At 72.0% G+C, this 19,997-nt stretch carries 18 protein-coding genes; 3 read left to right on the forward strand and 15 right to left on the reverse strand.

Annotated elements, in window-relative coordinates; all coding sequences use genetic code 11:
* Window positions 1-192: 192 nt before the first annotated feature.
* From cobT to ACWD1Z_RS17750, 7 genes are all read right to left on the reverse strand, one after another.
* Window positions 193-3,918, reverse strand: a complete 3,726-nt coding sequence (gene cobT, locus ACWD1Z_RS17720; protein WP_451119587.1) for a nicotinate-nucleotide--dimethylbenzimidazole phosphoribosyltransferase — start codon at window positions 3,916-3,918, stop codon at window positions 193-195.
* A 366-nt stretch (window positions 3,919-4,284) separates the two neighbouring features.
* Window positions 4,285-5,496 (reverse strand): precorrin-6y C5,15-methyltransferase (decarboxylating) subunit CbiE, encoded by a 1,212-nt coding sequence (gene cbiE / locus ACWD1Z_RS17725; protein ID WP_451119589.1) that lies wholly within the window; start codon window positions 5,494-5,496, stop codon window positions 4,285-4,287.
* A 68-nt stretch (window positions 5,497-5,564) separates the two neighbouring features.
* Window positions 5,565-6,203, reverse strand: a complete 639-nt coding sequence (locus ACWD1Z_RS17730) for a GNAT family N-acetyltransferase (RefSeq protein ID WP_389419289.1) — start codon at window positions 6,201-6,203, stop codon at window positions 5,565-5,567.
* Window positions 6,204-6,345: 142 nt separating this feature from the next.
* Complete coding sequence (locus ACWD1Z_RS17735) at window positions 6,346-7,176, reverse strand: MetQ/NlpA family ABC transporter substrate-binding protein (RefSeq protein WP_451119591.1); 831 nt, start codon at window positions 7,174-7,176, stop codon at window positions 6,346-6,348.
* Between the two features lie 55 nt (window positions 7,177-7,231).
* Window positions 7,232-7,957: a methionine ABC transporter permease gene (locus ACWD1Z_RS17740; RefSeq protein ID WP_250078125.1), complete on the reverse strand. Its 726-nt coding sequence runs from the start codon at window positions 7,955-7,957 to the stop codon at window positions 7,232-7,234.
* On the reverse strand, window positions 7,954-8,988 hold the full coding sequence (locus ACWD1Z_RS17745) for a methionine ABC transporter ATP-binding protein (RefSeq protein WP_451119593.1): 1,035 nt from the start codon (window positions 8,986-8,988) through the stop codon (window positions 7,954-7,956). The genes ACWD1Z_RS17740 and ACWD1Z_RS17745 overlap by 4 nt, the downstream gene beginning before the upstream one ends.
* Before the next feature lie 318 nt (window positions 8,989-9,306).
* The gene (locus ACWD1Z_RS17750) at window positions 9,307-9,957 is read right to left on the reverse strand and encodes an HAD family hydrolase (protein ID WP_451119595.1); all 651 of its coding nucleotides are present in this window, start codon (window positions 9,955-9,957) and stop codon (window positions 9,307-9,309) included.
* Window positions 9,958-10,026: 69 nt separating this feature from the next.
* Between ACWD1Z_RS17750 and ACWD1Z_RS17755 the strand changes: the two genes are divergently transcribed.
* Window positions 10,027-10,386 carry a hypothetical protein gene (locus ACWD1Z_RS17755; protein ID WP_389419293.1) on the forward strand — a complete coding sequence of 120 codons (360 nt, stop codon included), beginning with the start codon at window positions 10,027-10,029 and terminating at the stop codon, window positions 10,384-10,386.
* 1 nt (window position 10,387) lies between these two features.
* Window positions 10,388-10,804: a hypothetical protein gene (locus ACWD1Z_RS17760; RefSeq protein ID WP_451119597.1), complete on the forward strand. Its 417-nt coding sequence runs from the start codon at window positions 10,388-10,390 to the stop codon at window positions 10,802-10,804.
* Here the strand turns inward: ACWD1Z_RS17760 and ACWD1Z_RS17765 are convergent.
* The 3 genes from ACWD1Z_RS17765 to ACWD1Z_RS17775 form a co-directional block, all read right to left on the reverse strand.
* A complete protein-coding gene (locus ACWD1Z_RS17765; RefSeq protein WP_451119599.1) occupies window positions 10,794-11,291 on the reverse strand; it encodes a GNAT family N-acetyltransferase in 498 nt (165 codons plus the stop codon). The two genes, ACWD1Z_RS17760 and ACWD1Z_RS17765, sit on opposite strands and share 11 nt — an antisense overlap.
* A 45-nt stretch (window positions 11,292-11,336) precedes the next feature.
* Window positions 11,337-11,852: a sigma-70 family RNA polymerase sigma factor gene (locus ACWD1Z_RS17770; protein WP_451119601.1), complete on the reverse strand. Its 516-nt coding sequence runs from the start codon at window positions 11,850-11,852 to the stop codon at window positions 11,337-11,339.
* A gap of 74 nt (window positions 11,853-11,926) precedes the next feature.
* Complete coding sequence (locus tag ACWD1Z_RS17775; protein WP_451119603.1) at window positions 11,927-13,093, reverse strand: glycerophosphodiester phosphodiesterase; 1,167 nt, start codon at window positions 13,091-13,093, stop codon at window positions 11,927-11,929.
* Window positions 13,094-13,461: 368 nt separating this feature from the next.
* Between ACWD1Z_RS17775 and ACWD1Z_RS17780 the strand changes: the two genes are divergently transcribed.
* A complete protein-coding gene (locus tag ACWD1Z_RS17780) occupies window positions 13,462-14,133 on the forward strand; it encodes a lysophospholipid acyltransferase family protein (RefSeq protein WP_389419297.1) in 672 nt (223 codons plus the stop codon).
* A gap of 72 nt (window positions 14,134-14,205) precedes the next feature.
* Here ACWD1Z_RS17780 and ACWD1Z_RS17785 read toward each other — a convergent pair whose 3' ends face one another.
* From ACWD1Z_RS17785 to ACWD1Z_RS17805, 5 genes are all read right to left on the reverse strand, one after another.
* Entirely contained in the window at window positions 14,206-15,729 is a 1,524-nt protein-coding gene (locus tag ACWD1Z_RS17785) for an MFS transporter (RefSeq protein WP_451119605.1), read from the reverse strand.
* Window positions 15,726-16,277 (reverse strand): TetR/AcrR family transcriptional regulator, encoded by a 552-nt coding sequence (locus ACWD1Z_RS17790; protein ID WP_451119607.1) that lies wholly within the window; start codon window positions 16,275-16,277, stop codon window positions 15,726-15,728. The genes ACWD1Z_RS17785 and ACWD1Z_RS17790 overlap by 4 nt, the downstream gene beginning before the upstream one ends.
* A 123-nt stretch (window positions 16,278-16,400) precedes the next feature.
* Window positions 16,401-17,372 carry an aldo/keto reductase gene (locus ACWD1Z_RS17795; RefSeq protein WP_451119609.1) on the reverse strand — a complete coding sequence of 324 codons (972 nt, stop codon included), beginning with the start codon at window positions 17,370-17,372 and terminating at the stop codon, window positions 16,401-16,403.
* Window positions 17,373-17,499: 127 nt separating this feature from the next.
* Entirely contained in the window at window positions 17,500-18,930 is a 1,431-nt protein-coding gene (argH, locus tag ACWD1Z_RS17800) for an argininosuccinate lyase (protein WP_451119610.1), read from the reverse strand.
* A gap of 100 nt (window positions 18,931-19,030) precedes the next feature.
* Window positions 19,031-19,840, reverse strand: a complete 810-nt coding sequence (locus tag ACWD1Z_RS17805) for an argininosuccinate synthase domain-containing protein (RefSeq protein WP_451119612.1) — start codon at window positions 19,838-19,840, stop codon at window positions 19,031-19,033.
* Between the last annotated feature and the right edge of the window lie 157 nt (window positions 19,841-19,997).

Here is a 19,997-nt window from a genome sequence, read left to right on the forward strand (position 1 = left end):
CGGGGCGGGTGCGGGGGACGGCTCAGGTGTCCGATGACTGAGCAGCGTCGCCGGGTGCGGGCGAGCGGGGTGCGGGCGGTCGGGGCTGTGGGCAAGCCGGGATGCGGGCAGTCGGGGCTGTGGGCAGTCGCTCCGCCGTGCGGAACGACTGCCCACGCCGTGCGCCGACCGCCCACCCCGTGCGCCGGCCGGCTACTTCTCGGTGACGCCCGCCGAGTCGAACGTCGCCACCTCGTGCATCGCTCTCGCCGTGCTCTGCACCAGGGGCAGCGCCAGGAGCGCGCCCGTGCCTTCGCCGAGGCGGAGGTCGAGGTCGACCAGCGGGCGCAGGCCCAGCTTGTTCAGCGCCGCCACATGGCCCGGTTCCGCGCTGCGGTGGCCCGCGATGCACGCGGCCAGGACCTCGGGGGCGATGGCACGGGCGACCAGGGCCGCGGCGCCCGCGCTGACGCCGTCCAGGATCACCGGCGTCCGCAGGGACGCGCCGCCCAGCAGCAGGCCCACCATCGCCGCGTGCTCGAAGCCGCCGATCGCGGCGAGGACGCCGATGGGGTCGGCCGGGTCCGGCCGGTGGAGTTCGAGGGCCCGGCGGACCACCTCGGTCTTGCGGGCGAGGGTCTCGTCGTTGATGCCGGTGCCGCGGCCGGTCACCTCGGCCGGGTCGGCGCCGGTGAAGACCGAGATCAGGGCCGCCGAGGAAGTGGTGTTGGCGATGCCCATCTCACCCGTCAGCAGCGCCTTGTTGCCGGCCGCCACCAGGTCGCGGGCCGTCTCGATGCCGACCTCGATGGCCTGCTTGGCCTCCTCGCGGGTCATCGCGGTGCCGGTGGTCATGTCGGAGGTGCCCGCGCGGACCTTGCGGGGCAGGAGGCCGGGGGTGGCGGGCAGGTCCGCCGCCACGCCCACGTCCACCACGCACACCTCCGCGCCGACCTGGCCGGCGAAGGCGTTGCAGACCGCGCCGCCGCCGAGGAAGTTGGCGACCATCTGGGCCGTCACCTCCTGCGGCCAGGGGGTCACGCCTTGGGCGTGCACCCCGTGGTCGCCGGCGAAGATCGCGACGGCCGCCGGCTCCGGGATCGGCGGCGGGCACTGGCGGGACAGCCCGGACAGCTGGGCGGAGATGATCTCCAGCATGCCGAGCGCGCCGGCCGGCTTGGTCATCCGCTTCTGCCGCTCCCACGCCTCGCCGAGCGCCTTGGCGTCCAGCGGGCGGATCTGCGCGACCGTCTCGGCGAGCAGGTCGTGCGGGTCCTCGCCGGGCAGGGCGCGACGGCCGTACGTCTCCTCGTGGACCACCCAGGACAGCGGGCGGCGCTTGGACCAGCCGGCCTGCATCAGCTCGGGCTCGTCCGGGAACTCGTCGACGTACCCGACGCACAGGTAGGCGACGACCTCCAGGTGGTCGGGCAGGCCGAGGGCGCGGACCATCTCGCGCTCGTCGAAGAAGCTGACCCAGCCGACGCCGAGGCCCTCGGCGCGGGCGGCGAGCCAGAGGTTCTCGACGGCGAGCGCGGAGGAGTACGGGGCCATCTGCGGCTGGGTATGGCGGCCCAGGGTGTGCCGGCCGCCGCGGGTCGGGTCGGCGGTGACCACGATGTTCACCGGGGTGTCGAGGATGGCCTCGATCTTCAGTTCCTTGAACTGCTTGGCCCGGCCCTTGGGCAGCGACTTGGCGTACGCGTCGCGCTGGCGCATCGCCAGTTCGTGCATCGACCGCCGGGTCTCGGCGGAGCGGATGACGACGAAGTCCCAGGGCTGCGAGTGGCCGACGGACGGGGCCGTGTGGGCGGCCTCCAGCACGCGGAGCAGCACCTCGTGCGGGATGGGGTCGCTGCGGAAGCCGTTGCGGATGTCCCGGCGCTCGCGCATGACCTTCAGTACGGCCTCGCGCTCGGCGTCGTCGTAGGCGGGCGCGGCCGGGCCGGTGGACTGTCGTGCTTCTGCCACGGGGGCCGTGCTCTCTTCCTGCTCGGCGGCCCGGGTGTCCAGGTCCTCCGCGTGCTGTACGAGTTCGGGGTCGCCCGCGCGCGGTGCGAGGACCTCGGGGGCCTCCTCGACGGGGAGGACGATCGGCTGCGGCGGGGTCGGCGCGAGGTGCGGGGTGGTCGGCACCTGGCCGTCCACCGGCACGAACTGCCCGAGCGGCTGCTCCGGCCCGGGCTCCCTCGGCACGGCGCCCTCCGGCATCCGCAGCTGTGGCCCGGCCGGGTCGGCGACGTAGGGCTGCGGGGCGGGTGCCTGCGGCGCCTCGGCGAGCGGGGGGACGGGGTGTGCTTCGGCGGGGGTGGGGTCGGGGTGCGCTTCGACTGCGGCAGGCTCGGCGTGCGGGGCAGGCTCGGCGTGCGGGGTGGGCTCGGCGTGCGGGGTGGGCTCGGAGATGCCTGCCGGGGCCTCTGCTACGGGGGGAGCCTCTACTGCAACCGGCGCGGTGGGCTCAGCCGACGGCTCAGCGGGGGCGTCCACGAAGGCGGCGGGGGCCTCGGGGGTCTCCGGCGCGGGTACGGGTTCCGCCTGCGGGGCCTCCGGCGCGGGCGGTGCCTCGGCCACGGCCGCGACCGGCTCGGGGGTGAGGGGCGCGGGGGCTTGCGGGGCGTCCGGTACGACGTACTCGGGGGCCTCGGCGGTCTGCGGGGCGTCCGGTACGACGGATTCCGGGGCCTGGGGGGCGTGCGGGGTGCCCGGCACGACCGACTCGGGCAGCTCAGTGGCCTGCGGGGCCTCCGGTACGACGGACTCCGGGACCTCGGGGGCCGGCGGCGCGCTCGATACGACCGACTCGGCAGCCTCCGGCGTGTCCGGTACGACCGACTCCGGCAGCTCGGTGACCTGCGGCGCGTCCGCAGCGACGGACTCCGGGACCTCGGCAGCCTGCGGCGCGTCCTGAACGACGGACTCCGGGGCCTCGGGAGTCTGCGGCGCGTCCTGAACGACCGGCTCGGGGACCTCGGCAGCCTCCGGCGCGTCCGGTACGGCCGACTCGACAGTCGCCGGAGCCTCCTGAGCAACCGCCTCTACCGGAAGCTGCTCCGGGAGCCCGGCTTCGGGAGCCGCGACCTCCGGCGCCGCCACCTCGTCACCCGGCGCCTGCACAGCCTCGACGGACTGCCCATCCGCAGGCGCGACCTCAGCCTCCGCCCCCGGCACCGCTTCCGCGACCGGCTCCCCGGCCTGGACACCCTCGAAACCGCCGACCGAGTCGCCCTCCGCCACGGGCACGGAGAACGCCTCCGCGACCGGAGCCGCCGGCATCTGCTGGGCCTCCTCCGGCGCGGGCACCGCCTCCGGGGCAACGCGGGACATGGCCGCCTGGGCCGGGTCGGGAGCCGGGGCGGGCGTCGGAACAACCGTTTCCGCAGCCGAGACCTCGGGGCTCACCGGCGCGCCGGCGGGGGCGGGCATCGGGGTGCCCCAGGGCGTCGCCGGCTGGGGGCCCGGGATGTCGAGGTACTCCGGGCCCGCCATCGACGGGCCTGCCATGGAAGAGCCCGCCATGGACGGCCCCGGCTGCCGTACCGGCGGGGCGCCCACCGCGCCGCGGTCGGCGAGGGAACGGACCGGGCTGGCGGAGGCGTCCGGGGTCGGCGGGCCGAGGTGCAGCGGGCGCCGCGGGGTGGTCGGAGGCACCGGCGCCGGACCCGGCACCCGGACCGCACTGAGGTCGACCGAGCCGCTGTCGCGGCCGGACATCTCGTGCGCACCGGGTTCGTGCAGGGCCTCCACGACCGGCTCCGGCGCGGGCGGAGCGACCTCGTTGCCCCAGGCGCCCTGGGCGCCGGGCAGCAGCAACAGGTCGTCGTCCTCGGCGGTGGTCTCGGAGAGGTAGGTGTACGCACCGGGCGCGGGGACGCCCGGCTGCTCCACCATGCCTGCGTTCTCCGGCAGTCCCTCGCCCGGGACCTGGCCGGTGTCGGTCATGCGTACCCCTCGCCCATCGGTTAGTGCTTCCACGACCAGCTCACCCGGAGCGGCGCACCGACCGCCCCGTAGTGAAGAACGAGCGTGCGCGCCCAGCGGCACGAACGACCCGTCCACAAAGACGACAAAGCCATTAACTGGCATTGTCGCGGCCGTTCCCCCGTCACGACAGCTTCATCCGCGACGATCCCGCTGTGGACTGCGCCACGTTGCGCGTCCTCCGGTTGTGCCGTACCACACCCACCCCAAACCGGGCGTGTTTTCGGGACATTGACCTACGAAGCGTCAGGTGTCCGAGTGCGGTGCAACGATCGGCCAGCCTACCGCGCGCGGTACGACAACAGGATCACGGGGACGGGATCGGGGTCAGCCCGTTCTGTCCGGCAGCAGGCCGCTGAGCAGGAACGCGACACTCCGCTCCCGCTCCGTCCAGGCCCGGGTGTCGAGTTCGACGGACTGGAGCAGGGCGCACTCCACCCGGTAGCCGTGCTCGGTCAGGTCCCGGCCGACGATCTCTGCCTCGTCGCGGGTGGCGGCGTGCGTGACGATGCGCTGCGGACGGCGGTCGGCGACGGCGGAGACGACCGCCGCTCCCCCGCCGCCGACGCGTACGACGTCCGGTTCGGGCAGGTTCTCCAGGATGTGCGGCGCGGTGCCCTGGACCACCTGGAGCTGGACGCCGAGGGCGCGGGCGTTGGCGTCGGTGCGGTCGCAGGCCCGTGGGTCGTGGTCGACGGCGATGACGGCGGCCCCGGCCCGGGCGGCCTCGGTGGCGAACGCGCCGCTGCCGCAGCCGATGTCCCACACCAGGTCCCCCATGCGCGGTCCGAGCCGGGCGAGTTGGGCGGCGCGCAGCGGTTCCAGCTCGCCCTCGCCCATGAGGCCGCCGTAGGTCTCGGCGGGCAGGGTCCAGCCGCGCGGGGTGGCGAACGGGTCGCGGCCCGCGATCCAGCCGCCGTCCTCCGCGGTCCCGGCCGGGCCGCCGATGACGATGACGACGTTGGGGTCGCGCCAGGTGTGGTCGGCGGCCTTGTCGGAGGTGACGACGGTGACCTGTTCGCGTGCGGTGCCGAGTTCCTCGCAGATGACGAAGGTGCGGTGGACGCCCTCGAGCAGGAGGCCGAGTTCGGCGGGTCCCGCGCCGGGCGAGGTGAGAACGGCGACCTTGGGGTGGGCCCGGCACACGTTCACCGCGCGTCGCAGGGTGCGCGGGTGTGCGACGACCACGTGGGCGTCGTCCCAGGGCATACCGGCGCGGGCGAAGGCGGCGGCGACCGAGGAGACGCCGGGCACGACCTCGACCTCCAGGCCGAACTCGGGCGCGCGCAGGGTGCGTACGACTCCGAAGAAGCCGGGGTCGCCGTCCGCGAGGACGACCGCCGTGCCGCGATGGCCGGCGATCCGGCGGGCGGCGAGGGCGACGCTGCCGAGGCGGATGCGCTCGGCGGTGGCGGGCACCTCGGGCAGCGCCAGGTGGTGCGCGGCACCGGCCACCAGCGTGGCGGCTCCGAGGGCGGAGCGTGCCGCGGCGGTCAGCGGCGAGCCGTCCCATCCGATCACCGTGACCCGGTCGGCCATCGTCGTCAGTCTCCAGGGGTTTTGCGCAGGTGGACGGGGCAGCCTGAGGGTATCCCGTCCGGCCGGGGTCAGTTCCAGTCGGAGTAGGACGTGAAACCGCCGGAGTCGGCCGGCTGCTCCGCGGCGCCCTCCAGGTCCTCCGGCAGCAGGCTCCAGACGATGAAGTCGGTGCGCAGGTCGCTCCAGGTGCCGTCGTCGCCGCGGACGTGCGCTATGCAGGCGTTGCGCAGGACGCCCTCGCTGATGCAGCCGATCTTCTGGGCGACCTGCTGGGAGGCGGTGTTGCCGGCGGCCGTGCGCAGCTCGATGCGCTCGAACTTCTGGTCGCCGAAGAGCCATTGGGCGGTGGCGAGGGCGGCCTCGGAGGCGTAGCCCTCGCCGCGGGCCCAGGGGGCGATGATGTATGACAGCTCGGTGGAGCGGATGTGCCAGTCGGTCCTGCCGAGTTGGACGAGGCCGACCAGGCGCTGGGTGAGGAACTCGGTGACGGCGAGGTCGAGACCGTGGCCCCCGGTGCGCTGGGCGGGGGCGTACTCGGTGATCCAGGTGTGCGCGCCGGCCCGGGTGAAGGGCCGCGGGACGTCCGTCCAGGCGGCGACCTGCTCGTCGTTCATCATCTCGGTCAGGGCGGGCACGTCGTCCTCGTCCAGGGGACGCAGCACCAACCGCTCCGTGCTGATGGAGATGTTGGGGAAGGTGCTCGTCATGCGCCGCTCCGTAACCGTCGAATGCGTCGGCCTGCTGAACTGCCCAGCATGCAGCATGAAAGCACCGGACCGCACCACGGGGTCCGCCCTGTTCGGTGAGGGCGGAACCCCGTGCCGCGGCGCGTCGCCGGACGGCCGCGGGTCAGAAGGAGGCGATGACGGAACCGGCGTACTTGTCCTCGATGAACTTCTTGACCTCGGGGGAGGTCAGGAGCTTGGCGAGCTTCTTCACGCGCGGGTCGTCCTCGCCGCCCTCCTTCACGGCGAGGAAGTTGCCGTACGGGTTGTCGTCGGCGGACTCCAGGACGAGGGCGTCCTCGGCGGGCTTGAGGTCGGCCTCGATGGCGTAGTTGCCGTTGATGACGGCGGCGTCGACGTCGTTGAGGGAGCGCGGGGTCTGGGCCGCCTCCAGCTCCTTGAACTTGAGGTTCTTGGGGTTCTTGGCGATGTCGGCCGGGGTCGCCTCGTTGCCCACGCCGTCCTTGAGGGTGATGATCCCGTTGGCGTCGAGCAGCTTGAGGGCGCGGGCCTCGTTGACGCTGTCGTTCGGGACGGCGACGGTGGCACCGCTCTTGAGGTCGTCGGCGCTCTTGACCTTGCTGGAGTAGAGGCCGAGCGGCTCCAGGTGGACCGTGACGACGGGCACGATGTGGGTGCCGTTCTTCTTGTTGAAGTCGTCGAGGTACGGCTGGTTCTGGAAGTAGTTGGCGTCGACCGAGCCGTCCTCCGTCGCCGTGTTCGGCGTGACGTAGTCGGTGAACTCCCTGACCTCCAGGTCCAGGCCCGCGTCCTTCGCCAGGCTGTCCTTCACGTAGGTGAGGATCTCGGCGTGCGGGACGGGGCTCGCGGCGACGACCAGCGGTCCGCTGGTGCCGGAGGAGGAGTCGCTGTCGGAGGAGCCGCAGGCGGTGAGCCCGAAGGTGAGGGCTCCGGCGGCGAGGGCGGCGGTGGTGATCTTGGCGGTGTTACGCACGAAAAGTGCCTTTCCTGAGGGTGGTGCGACCCCGTGATGGGTTGTACGGGGGGTTTCAGACGGTCTTGCTGGTGGCCGTCGCGGCCTTCAGCAGCCGAAGCCTGGGGGCGGGGCCCGAGGTGCCGCTGCGGCGGTGCAGCGAGCGGGCCGCGTAGTCGCCGGCGAACTGGATGAGGGAGATGACCACGGCGAGGATGGCCACGGTGATCCACATCAGTTCGGTCTCGAAGCGCTGGTAGCCGTAGCGGATGGCGATGTCGCCGAGGCCGCCCGCGCCGACCGTGCCGGCCATCGCGGAGTAGCCGATGAGGGCGACGATCGTGGTCGTGGTGGAGGCGATCAGCGAGGGCAGGGACTCCGGTACGAGGACCTTGCGCACGATCGTCCAGGTGTTGCCGCCCATCGACTGCACGGCCTCGACGAGCCCGCCGTCCACTTCGCGGACCGCCGTCTCGACCAGGCGCGCGAAGAAGGGGATGGCGCCGATGGCGAGCGGCACGATGGCGGCCTCACGGCCGATGGTGGTGCCGGTGATGGAGCGGGTGAAGCCCATCAGCGCGACCATCAGGATGATGAACGGCATCGAGCGGGCGACGTTCACGACCTGCCCGATGACCTTGTTGGCGACGACGTTCTGGAGCAGTCCGCCGCGGTCGGTGAGGACGAGCAGGACGCCGAGCGGAAGGCCGCCGACGACGGCGATGAGCGTGGACCAGCCGACCATGTAGAGGGTGTCCCAGCACGCCTGCTCCAGCAGCGGCTGCATCTCGGACCAGGTCACTTGGCACCTTCCTTCAGCAGAACGGGCTCCTGGCCCAGTACGTCGATCTGCAGACCCTGCTCGCGCAGGAAGCCGATCGGCACGACGTTGTCCTCGTACCGGCCGGGCAGCTCGATGCGCATCCGGCCGACCTGGAGGCCGCCGACGGTGTCGATGGCGGCGCCGAGGATCGATATGTCGATGTTGTAGGTGCGCGCCAGCTGGGAGATGACGGGCTGGGTGGCGGCCTCACCGTGGAAGGTGACGTCGACGACGGTGCGGTCGGCGCCGGCGGCGTCGCCGGTCACCGGGAACAGCGCGGAGGCCAGCTCGGAACCGGGGGTGGCGAGCAGTTCGCTGACGGTGCCGGACTCGACGATGCGGCCGTTCTCCATGAGCGCGGCGGAGTCGCAGACCGACTTCACGACGTCCATCTCATGGGTGATGAGCAGGACGGTGAGCCCCAGCCGGCGGTTCAGGTCGCGCAGCAGCTGGAGGATGGAGCGGGTGGTCTCCGGGTCGAGGGCGCTGGTGGCCTCGTCGGAGAGCAGCACCTTGGGGTCGCCGGCGAGCGCCCGGGCGATGCCGACGCGCTGCTTCTGACCGCCGGAGAGCTGGGCAGGGTAGGCCCCCGCCTTGTCGGCGAGGCCGACCAGGTCGAGCAGTTCGAGCGCCTTGCGGGTGCGCTCCTTGCCGGACGTGCCGAGAATCTCCAGCGGCAGTTCGACGTTGTCCCGCACGGTCCGCGAGGACAGCAGGTTGAAGTGCTGGAAGACCATGCCGATGCGGCTGCGCGCCTGCCGCAGTTCCCGGCCGGCGCGCGGGCCGCGCCCGGCGAGCGCGGTGAGGTCCTGGCCGGCGACGGTGACCGTGCCGGCGGTGGGGCGCTCCAGGAGGTTGACGCAGCGGATGAGCGAGGACTTCCCGGCGCCGGACTGGCCGATGACGCCGTACACCTCGCCTTCGCGGACGTGCAGGTCGACGCCGTCGAGGGCGGTGACCTCTCGACCTCGGGTGCGGTAGACCTTGGTCAGGCCCGATGTGGTGATCACTGGGGTTTCCGTCACTGTCGAGTACGCGGGCGTGGGTGTGCCCTGGTACGGGAGGGAAAAGGTGCGCGGGGCAGCTGGGTCACGTACGGCTGGAGGCGTACGGACAGGCCGTGGCGGCTCGCTTCGGGGCGCGAGGCTCGGAAGTGGTGCGGGGGCCCTCTAGAAGGCGCACATTCGACACATACAACGAGCACCGGGCGTCATGGTCGCCTCGGTCGCAAGGATGCGGCAGCTCGTCGTGGTCATGCGATCAGTAAAGCAGACGGGGAGCGGTGAGCGAGAACCGCTGTCCGGCATCCGGACAGCGGTGGACAGGCGTCAGCTCCGGACGGAGATCTCCACGCCCCGGGCGGTGACCAGCGCGGACAGGGCCGAGAGGTCGGTGACCACCAGGTCGGCGTCGAGTTCGTGGGCCTGGTGGGTTGTGGCCAAGGCCACGGTGGTCATGCCGGCGGCGCGGCCGGCCTGGAGACCGGCGGGCGCGTCCTCGAAGACGACGCAGCGGGCCGGGTCGACGCCCAGCCGGCGGGCGGCGAGCAGATAGGGCTCGGGGTCGGGCTTGCCGCGGGTGATGTCGTCCGCGGCGATCAGGGTCTTGGGCAGGATGCCGACGGCGTCCAGGCGGGCCTCGGCGAGCCGGCGGGTGGCGGAGGTGACGACCGCCCAGAGGTCGGCGGGGAGCGAGTCGAGGAAGGCCCGGGTGCCGGGCAGCAGCTCGACTCCCCCGTTGGGCACGTCCTCCACCTCCAGCGTCTCGATCCGGGCCACGGCCTGCGGCACGATGCCTGCGGGCAGCAGGTCGGCGGCTATCTCGGCGGCCGGCCGGCCGTGCAGTTCGATACGGGCGAACTCCTCGGCGGTGATTCCGTACTCCCCCGCCCACCGCGTCCAGCAGCGGTCGACCGAGGCGAGCGAGGAGACGAGGGTGCCGTCGTTGTCGAACAGCAGGGCTTCGGCGTGGATGAGCATGCCCTCGACCCTACGGTGCCCGCCGGGGTCGGCCGCACCAGGCCTTTTGGCCCGTAATAGGGTCGCTGCATGCTTGCTGCCCTGACGCTCGTGACCGGCGTCTTCGCCCTGCTGCTCGCCGCGTGGTGCGGCTTCGCCGCGTACCGCGACCAGCCGACGAAGGACTGGCACTTCATCGGCATGGCCGTGGTGACCCTGCTGGCGCTGGTCCAGCTGGTGGTCGGGATCGTGCTGCTGGCGCGCGGCGAGGACCCCGAGCAGGGGACGACGATCTTCGTCGCGTATCTGCTGGGCTCGTTCGCGTGCGTGCCGGCCGCGGGGTTCCTGTCGCTGGCCGAGCGGACCAAGTGGGGGTCGATCACGGTCGCGGCCGGCGGCGTGGTGCTCGCGGTGCTCCAGGTGCGGCTCTACGACATCTGGGGAGGCTGACATGACGGTCGCGGAGGGGAAGCGCACCCGGCTCATCAGCGGGCCCGGCATGCTGCTCGTCTGGCTGTACGGCGTGATGGTGGTCGGCGCGGTGTCGCGGTCGGCGGTGCAGATCGGCACGGAGTTCGACCGGGCCCCGCTCGCCTACTCGCTGTCGGCGGTGGCGGGGCTGGTGTACGGCTTCATCACGTACACCCTGGTCAGGGGCGGGGAGATGGCCCGGAAGGCGGCGCTGGTGTGCTGCGCCGCCGAACTCGCGGGCGTGCTGATCGTCGGTACCTGGACCCTGGTGGATCCCTCGGCGTTCCCCGACGCGACGGTCTGGTCCGACTACGGCATGGGGTACCTGTTCATCCCCGTACTGCTGCCGCTGTCGGCGATCTACTGGCTGCGCAGGGCGCGCGGCGTCACGCCGTAGCCGCGTAGTCGCCCGCCACCTTCTCCAGGACGATCATCGGTACGCCGTCCGTGCCCTCGGAGGTGCCGACCGCGGTGTAGCCGACCTTGCGGTAGAGGCGGAGGCTGGTTTCGCTGCGGTGGCCGGTGTGCAGGCGGAAGCGCTTGGCGCCGCGCTCCTCGGCGAGGGCGGATTCGGCCGCCCGGAGGAGACGGGCACCGATGCCGTGGCCCTGGAGGCGGGGGTGGACGCAGAGCTTGCCGATGGCGGCGGCGCCGTCCTCGGTGACCGAGCCGCGGACCGAACCGACCACCTCGTCGCCGAGACGGGCCACGAAGACGCAGTCCCGGGCGACCTCCTCACGCACCGAGTCCAGCGTCTGGACGAGCGGGTCGATGCGGTAGTTGCCGTACAGCGCCGCCTCGCTCTGGAAGCACAGGTACTGCAGCTTGTAGATCTGCTCCGCGTCCTGCTCGGTCGCCGCAGAGATGGTCACGCTCATGCCCATGTGCGCACGCCTCCCGCTCACCTGATCGCCTGTTGTCCCTCACTCCTATCCCCGTGCTCCGGAAGCCGCAACCTCCGGCGTCAGCAATCGCCGCAGACAACCCAGGCATCTGGAACGTTCCGGGCCAAGACTGCCCTGTGAGATACCCAACTCCCCCGCGATCTCCCGGTATGTCAGGTCCCTCGGCGAGAGCAGCGCCTCCACCAGGCCGGGGCAGCGGCCGGGCAGCCGGCGGACGGCGTCGCGCAGGGCCCGGTGGCGGGCGGAGCGGAGGGCCAGTTGTTCGGGGTCGCGGCCGGTCTCGTCCGCGGGTTCGGCGCCGTACGGCCGTTCGAGGCGATGGGTGCGGCGGGTGCGGCGGACCTCGGAGCGCACGGCGGAGCGCAGCCAGCGCTCGGGGTCGGGCGGCGGGCCCTGGGCGTCGAGGAGCTCCAGGAGGCGGAGCCAGACCGCCTGCTCCAGGTCGCCGGGTTCGGTGCCGGAGCCGTGCGCCTCGGCGGAGGCCTCCGCGGTGAGCAGGGGACGCAGGGCGAGAACGTCGGCGACAAAGTCGTGTGTCATATGCGGCACGACGCGGCCGCCCGGGCAGCGGGTTGCCCGGACGGCCGCGTGTCACCCCAACCGGGGTGTGGGGCTCAGCCGTTGACGAAGTCCTCGCGGGCCAGCAGACCGGTGTCCGGGTGGTCCGTGAAGACACCGTCGATGCCGGTGGCGAAGTACGCCCGGTACGCGCCGAAGACATCGCCGTAGGCGTCCGCGTCCGTGCCCTTGCGGAAGTCCGCCGGCAGGAACGGGTTCTCGTTGCGCAGCGTCCAGGGGTGCAGGACCAGGCCCACCTTGTGCGCGTCGGCGACCAGGGTGGTGGGGGTGGTGAGCCGGCCGCTTCCGTCCCTCGGGATGATCAGGTCGAGGGTCGGGCCGATGCCCTGGGCGTAGGAGGCGATCTCGCGCAGCCCGGCCGGCTTGATCAGGTCGGCGACGGTCCGCGGGTCACCGCTGTCCACGAAGTCGTACGGCCGCGTGCTCGCGCCGGACAGCAGCACCACCAGCGGGTTGTCGATGAGCTTGTGCAGGCGCTGGATGCTGGTCGGCTCGAACGACTGGACGATGACCGGCGAGTTCCACTTGTGCTTGCCGTACTTGCGCAGCACCTTCGCGATCCGCTCCTCCAGGCCGAGGCCCAGCTTGCGGAAGTAGGTGGGGTGCTTGAGCTCGGGGTAGATCCAGACCTGCTTGCCGCGCTTGCGGGTCTGCTCCTCCTGCCAGCGGAGCACCTCTTCGAAGGTGGGGATCTCCCAGCGGCCGTTGTAGAGGGTGTTGTGCGGGCGGTTGGCCGGGATGCGCTCGATCGCGCGGAGCGTCTTGAGCTCGGCGAGCGTGAAGTCCTCGGTGAACCAGCCGGTGGTGGCGACCCCGTCGAGCAGCTTGGTGGTCTTGCGGCCGGCGAACTCGGGGTGGTCGGCGACGTCGGTGGTGCCGCCGATCTCCGGCTCGTGGCGGCAGACCAGATGGCCGTCCTTGGTGGGCACCAGGTCGCCGGCCTCGACGACGTGAGCGCCCATGTCCAGGGCCAGCTGGTAGGCGCCCAGGGTGTGCTCGGGCCGGTAGCCGCTGGCGCCGCGGTGGCCGATGATCGTGGGCTTGGGCAGGCTCTTCACTCCGCCGCCTCCGTGTCCGGCGCCCGCGGCCCGGGCCGTACCGGACAGTCCGAGGACCGCCCCGCCCGCCCCCAGCACCGCGGCGCCCAGCAGCGCCCGGCGCCCGGTTCCGCGCGCCTGCTCGTCCGACTCCTGCGTTCCCATGAGCGCCCTCCAGCCCTCGGCTCTTCAGTGCGGGCCGATCGTAGGTTGCCTCCCATGACCGGCGGGAGACCCCTGATCGAACACGCGGGTGACTCGGGATGTCGTGTGGGGACGGAGTTCTGACGAGCCGTCGGCATCGGGCACGGCTTCCAGGGTAGTCGTGAGGCGTACCCCCTCACCCGGGTCGGCGCGACGTCGGTCACACCGTTCCGCGCGGGTTTCCGGCGGGCGACGGCACAGCATCGCAGGTAAACCTGCGTCAACAGTGCGTAAGACCTCCGTGAACCCGATGTGCGCCACCCCGGGGACCGCGAGTATCGTCCTCACCTGCACAGACTTATATCGACCCCTTGACACCGGAGGGCCCGTTGTCCCGCTTCGCGCTCATCAAGGCAGTGCTCGGACCGATCATGCGCCTGATGTTCCGCCCACAGGTGGAGGGCGCGGAGCACATCCCGGGCGACGGTCCGGTCATCCTGGCCGGCAACCACCTCACGTTCATCGACTCGATGATCCTGCCGCTCGTCTGCGACCGGCAGGTCTTCTTCATCGGCAAGGACGAGTACGTCACCGGCAAGGGGTTCAAGGGCCGGTTGATGGCCTGGTTCTTCACCGGCGTCGGCATGATCCCGGTCGACCGGGACGGCGGCCGGGGCGGCGTCGCGGCGCTGATGACCGGTCGCCGGGTGCTGGAGGAGGGCAAGCTCTTCGGCATCTACCCCGAGGGCACCCGCTCGCCCGACGGCCGGCTGTACCGCGGGCGGACCGGTATCGCGCGGCTGACCCTGATGACCGGGGCGCCGGTGGTGCCGTTCGCGATGATCGGCACGGACAAGATCCAGCCCGGGGGTGCGGGGATGCCTCGCCCGAGCAAGGTGACGGTGCGTTTCGGCGAGGCGATGGAGTTCTCCCGCTACGACGGCATGGACCGCGACCGCTACGTCCTGCGCGCGGTCACCGACTCGGTGATGACCGAGGTCATGCGACTGTCCGGGCAGGAGTACGTGGACATGTACGCCACCAAGGCCAAGGCGGCGTAGCCGAACTCCCCCGTCCCGGCGGTCGAAGGTCACCGAGCCCGCCGCACCGCACTTGCGCCTGCGCCCGTCCCTCTACGCGCGGTTGTCCAGCTTCTGGTGGCGGAGCATGAACCACGCCGCCACCGAGGCCAGCAGCAGGACCGTCGCTCCGGCGCCCGCCGCGAGTGCCAGACCGTCCACGAAGGACTGACGGGCCGCGTCCAGCATGCTCTGCGCGGATTCCGCCGGCATTCCCGCCGCCGCCTCCACGGCGCCGCCCAGCGACTCGTGCGCCCCCGCCGGAGTGCCCGCCGGGCCGGTGAAGTCCCGGTAGACGCCCGTGACGATCGAGCCCAGTACGGCGATGCCGAGGGCCGCGCCCAGTTCGTACGCCGTTTCCGACACCGCCGAGGCCGCGCCCGCCTGTTCCTTCGGTACGGAGGACAGGATGACGTCCGCCGTCACCGTGAAGGAGAAGCCGGCGCCGATGCCGACCACCAGCAGGGCCGCGCCGAGCAGGGGGTAGCCGGTCGACTGGTCCAGGACCGTCAGCGCTGCCAGGGCCAGGCCCACCGCCGCCAGACCGCCGGAGACCACCGCGCGCACCGAGTAGCGGCGGGCGGTCCGGCCCGCGATCAGACCCGCCGCCACCGCGCCCACGGCGGCGGGGAGTTCGGCGAGACCGGCCTCGAAGGGGCCGCGGCCCTGGACGAGTTGCAGGTACTGGGAGAGGAAGAAGACCAGTCCGGACAGGCCGAGGATGGTCAGCAGGTCGGCCAGGACCGCCCCGCTGAAACCGCGGTTGCGGAACAGCCGCATGTCCAGCAGCGGCGCCGGGAGCGTCAACTGGCGGCGTACGAAGCCGTACAGCGCGGCGGCGCCCAGCAGGCCCACGGCGAGGGAATCGAGGGCCGGCCCGTGTGCCGCGGCCTCCTTGACGGCGTAGACCACGCCGACCATGCCGACCAGGGACAGCAGCACGCTGGCCAGGTCCCAGGGGCCGGGGTTCGGATTGCGCGACTCCGGCAGCATCTTAATGCCGACGAGCACCAGGACCGCCATCACGGGCAGGTTGATCAGGAAGACCGAGCCCCACCAGAAGTGCTCCAGCAGGAAGCCGCCGACGATCGGGCCGACCGCCGTACCCGCGGAGGCGGTGGCGCCCCAGATGCCCACGGCGAGGCTGCGTTCGCGCGGGTCGTGGAAGAGGTTGCGGATCAGGGCGAGCGTGGCCGGCATCAGGGTGGCACCGGCGACGCCGAGCAGCGCGCGGGCCAGGATCATCAGCTCGGGGGTGGTGGCGTACGCGTTGAGCACGGATACCGCGCCGAACGCCGTCGCGCCCACGAGCAGGATCTTCTTGCGGCCTATTCGGTCGCCGAGGCTGCCCATGGAGACGAGCAGACCGGCGATGACGAAGGAGTAGACGTCACCGATCCACAGGAGCTGGGTGCCCGAGGGATTCAGGTCCTCGCTGATGTAGGGGGTCGCGAGACCGAGGACGGTCGCGTCGACGGCCACCAGCAGCACGGCGAGCACCAGGACGGACAGCGCGAGCCACCGGCCCGGACGCGGCACCACCTCGGTCGGGTCCGCCGGCCGCAGGGTGCTGGTCATGATTCCTCTCTCCGTAGGGCGCCGCCGAGCAGCAGCTCGGTGATCATGTGCGTGAAGTCGTTGGCCGCGACCCTGCCCTCCTGGACCGCCCAGGCGGCGGAGGCCGTCAGGCCGTACAGCGCCTCGGTCAGCCAGGCCGGGGTGAGGTCGATCCGGAACTCGCCGCGGTCCTGGCCGCGCCGGAACAGCGCGGCGATCCGGACGTCGAGCCGGGCCCAGCCCTCGTGCTGCCCGTCGCCCTCGAACAGCTGGTTCTCGGTGTAGAGGAAGGCGAGCAGACCGGCCGCGGGCTCCATCTCGCGCACGAGCCGGCGTACGGCCTCACGGGCGCTGCCCTCCTCCAGGCGGGCGGCGTCCAGCGCGGCCTCGCACTCCGCGATGCCGAGCGCCTCCAGCGCGCGGACGAGCGCGTCGCGCCCGGCGAAGAGGCGGTGCAGCGTGGCCCGGCTGATCCCGGCGGCCTTGGCGACCTCGTCCATGGTGGACGTGGATTTCCGGGTGAGCAGGGCGGCTGCGCTGCGCAGCACGTGGTCACGATCGACAGCCATGAGACAACCATAACCCATGTGAGGCATCTTTGTCTCACAACGGGCATGCGCGTCTCACGATGCCGTCATGCAGTCATGCCGTCATGCAGTCATGCAGTCATGCAGTCAGTGAAACGGGGTCCGTCAGTGCCAGGGCAGCCGGCCGCGCCGCTCCCAGTACGCCCCCGGCTCCTCCACCAGCTCCGCCAGCCTGCTCAGCTGGGCCTCGTCGAGGTCCACGACGGGCGCGTGCAGGTTCGAGGCGAGCTGGACGGCGGTCGCCGCGCCGGAGAGGACGACCCCGGCCCAGGGCCGGCGCAGGACGTGCGCGAGGGCGACGGCGTCGGTGCCCAGGGAGGTCTCGGCGGCCACGGCCTTCAGGGTGTCCGGGGCGTGGGGCTCCGCGAGCCTGCCGTTGGCCATGGCCTCCTTGACGATCACCGTGAGCCCGGCGTCATGCGCCTCGGCCAGGGCGGGGGCGGCGGAGGTCTCCAGCAGGTTGTACGTCGACTGCACGGTACGGAAGAGGGGCTCGCCGTCGACCGTCACGGCGAGGGCGGCCCGGATCGCGTCCGCCTGGGCGGGCCCGCTGGTGGAGAAGCCGACGCTGAGGCCCTGGGCGGCGGCCTCCGCGAGCCTGGCGTGCAGCTCCTTGTCGGTGAGGGCGGGGCTGTCCAGGGTCACCGAGTGGATCTGGTAGAGGTCGAGCCGGTCGCCGAGCAGGGCGTCGGTCTCGGCGCGCTGACGCTCGTACGTCGGGAGGGTGTGGTCCTTGACCTCGTGCGTCTCGGCCTCGGCCGACCAGCCCGCGGTGTAGGTGTAGCCCCACTTGCTGCCGATGACCACGTCGTCGATGTCGGGGCGGGCGTTCAGCCAGTCGGCGAGGAACTCCTCCGAGCGGCCGTAGGAGCGGGCCACGTCGAAGTAGCGGACGCCTTGGGCGTAGGCGGCGTCGAGGAGTTCGTGCGTCCGGGCGCGCAGGGCGTCGACGCTGCGGTTCTCTCCGAGGTCCTGGTCCCGGCCGAGGTTGATGTAGCCGGGGCGGCCGACGGCGGCGAGGCCCAGTCCGATGTGGCAGGTGGGGGTGGTGGCGGTGGCCAGTCGGGCGAAGGGCATCGCGGGCTCCGTTCGGTCGTTCCGGTACGGCTTCGACCAACGTAAACCCGCGATGACCTTCGCGTCGGAGTGCGGTGGCCCGGCGAGTGCGGGCGCGTCGTGGCTCGGCGCGCGGTTCCCCGCGCCCCTAGGCCCGCTTTGCCTTCACCCAGTCGTGCTGTGCCGCCACGTCCGCCTTGATCTCCGCCAGCTGAATCGCCACCGCGCTCGGTGCCGTGCCGCCGCGGCCGTTGCGGGAGGCCAGGGCGCCCGGGACGTTCAGGACCGAGCGGACCTCGGGGGTCAGGTGCTCGGAGATCTTCGCGAACTGGTCGTCCGTCAGCTCGTCCAGCTCCTTGCCCTCCGCCTCCGCGGCCTTCACGCAGGCGCCGGCCACCTCGTGCGCGACCCGGAAGGGGACGCCCTGCTTGACCAGCCACTCGGCCACGTCGGTGGCGAGGGAGAAGCCCGCCGGGGCCAGCTCCTCCATGCGCTCCCGGTGGACCGTGAGCGTGGCGATCATGCCGGTGAAGGCGGGGAGCAGGACGTCCAGCTGGTCGCAGGAGTCGAAGACCGGCTCCTTGTCCTCCTGGAGGTCGCGGTTGTACGCCAGCGGAAGCGCCTTCAGGGTCGCCATCAGGCCCGTCAGGTTGCCGATCAGGCGGCCCGACTTGCCGCGCGCCAGCTCCGCGATGTCCGGGTTCTTCTTCTGCGGCATGATCGACGAGCCGGTGGAGAACGCGTCGTGCAGGGTCACGAAGGAGAACTCCTTCGTGTTCCAGATGATGATCTCCTCGGCGATCCGGGAGAGGTTCACGCCGATCATCGCGGTGATGAAGCTGAACTCCGCGACGAAGTCACGCGAGGCCGTGCCGTCGATGGAGTTGGCGACCGAGCCGTGCTCGAAGCCGAGGTCGGCGGCGACCGCCTCCGGGTCGAGGCCGAGGGAGGAACCGGCCAGCGCGCCCGAGCCGTACGGCGACACGGCCGTCCGCGCGTCCCACTGGCGCAGCCGCTCGGCGTCCCGGGACAGGGCCTGCACATGGGCGAGGACGTGGTGGGCGAAGAGCACCGGCTGGGCGTGCTGGAGATGGGTGCGGCCGGGCATCGCCACGTCCGGGTGGGCCTCCGCCAGGCCGATCAGGGCGTCCTGGAGGTCGGCGATCAGACCGGCGATGTTGCGGGCCTGGTCCCGCAGGTACATCCGGAACAGGGTCGCCACCTGGTCGTTCCGGGAGCGGCCCGCGCGGAGCTTGCCGCCGAGGTCGGGGCCCAGGCGCTCCAGCAGACCCCGTTCCAGGGCGGTGTGCACGTCCTCGTCGGCGATGGTGCCGACGAAGGTGCCGTCCGCGACGTCCGCGGCCAGCTGGTCGAGCCCGGCGAGCATCCGCGTCAGCTCGTCGTCGGAGAGCAGTCCCGCCTTGTGCAGCACGCGCGCGTGGGCCCGCGAGCCGGCGATGTCGTACGGCGCGAGCCGCCAGTCGAAGTGGACCGAGGCGGACAGCCTGGCCAGGGCCTCGGCGGGCCCGTCGGCGAACCGTGCGCCCCAGAGCCGGACGTCTGAGCTGTTGCTGCTCACTTGGTGTGCTCCTCGAAGGATCTCGGTGTGGCACCGCCTCCCCGTGGCGTGAACGGGGAGGCGGCCGTCGGGGGCGGGGCCGCTCACGGCGCCGGGCCGGTCAGGACAGGTCGCGCCGGGCGGCGATCTTCGACGACAGACTGTAGATGTCGATGAAGCCCTTGGCCGCGGCCTGGTCGAATGTGTCGCCGGTGTCGTAGGTGGCGAGGTCGAAGTCGTAGAGCGACGCCTGCGAGCGCCGTCCGGTCACCACCGCGCGGCCGCCGTGCAGGGTCATCCGGATGTCACCGGTGACCTGCCGGCTCGCCTCGTCGATGAAGCCGTCCAGGGCGCGCTTGAGCGGGGAGAACCACTGGCCGTCGTAGACGAGTTCGCCCCAGCGCTGTTCGACCTGGCGCTTGTAGCGGGCGAGTTCGCGCTCGACGGTGACGTTCTCCAGCTCCTGGTGGGCGGTGATCAGGGCGACGGCGCCCGGAGCCTCGTACACCTCGCGGGACTTGATGCCGACGAGACGGTCCTCGACCATGTCGATCCGGCCGACGCCCTGGGCGCCGGCGCGCTCGTGGGCGACGGTCGTGGCGCCGTGCTTCTTCGCGGCGGCGACGAGGTGCTTGACGATCACCGGCCGGGAGAGCGCGGAGACCAGCGGGTAGCGGTCCATGTAGCGGGCGTTGGCCTTGATCGCCGGGAGGCAGTACTCCTCGGCGAACTCGTCCCTGGCGTCCGCGACCTCGGCCTCGACCGCGCCGCATGCCAGGGCGCGCTTGCGGATCACGTCCAGGTCCTCGCCGCCCTGGCCGACGTCCACCGCCACCGCGATGACCTCGGCGCCGGTCTCCTCGGCGATCCAGCCGATAGCGACGGAGGTGTCCAGACCGCCCGAGTAGGCGAGTACGACGCGCTCGGTCACGGTTCTCTCCTCACCTGCGCCACTGACTGATATGCATGAGTATGCAGACCCCTGCATGATTCGTCAATCTGGGCGGGCTTTGAACGGGGGAAATCGCTTTCCCGTATCTCTCGGCGGACGCAGGCGCCGCGTTCGCACCGAGATTCCCGAGCGAACT

The organism is Streptomyces sp. NPDC002784, from assembly GCF_053592135.1.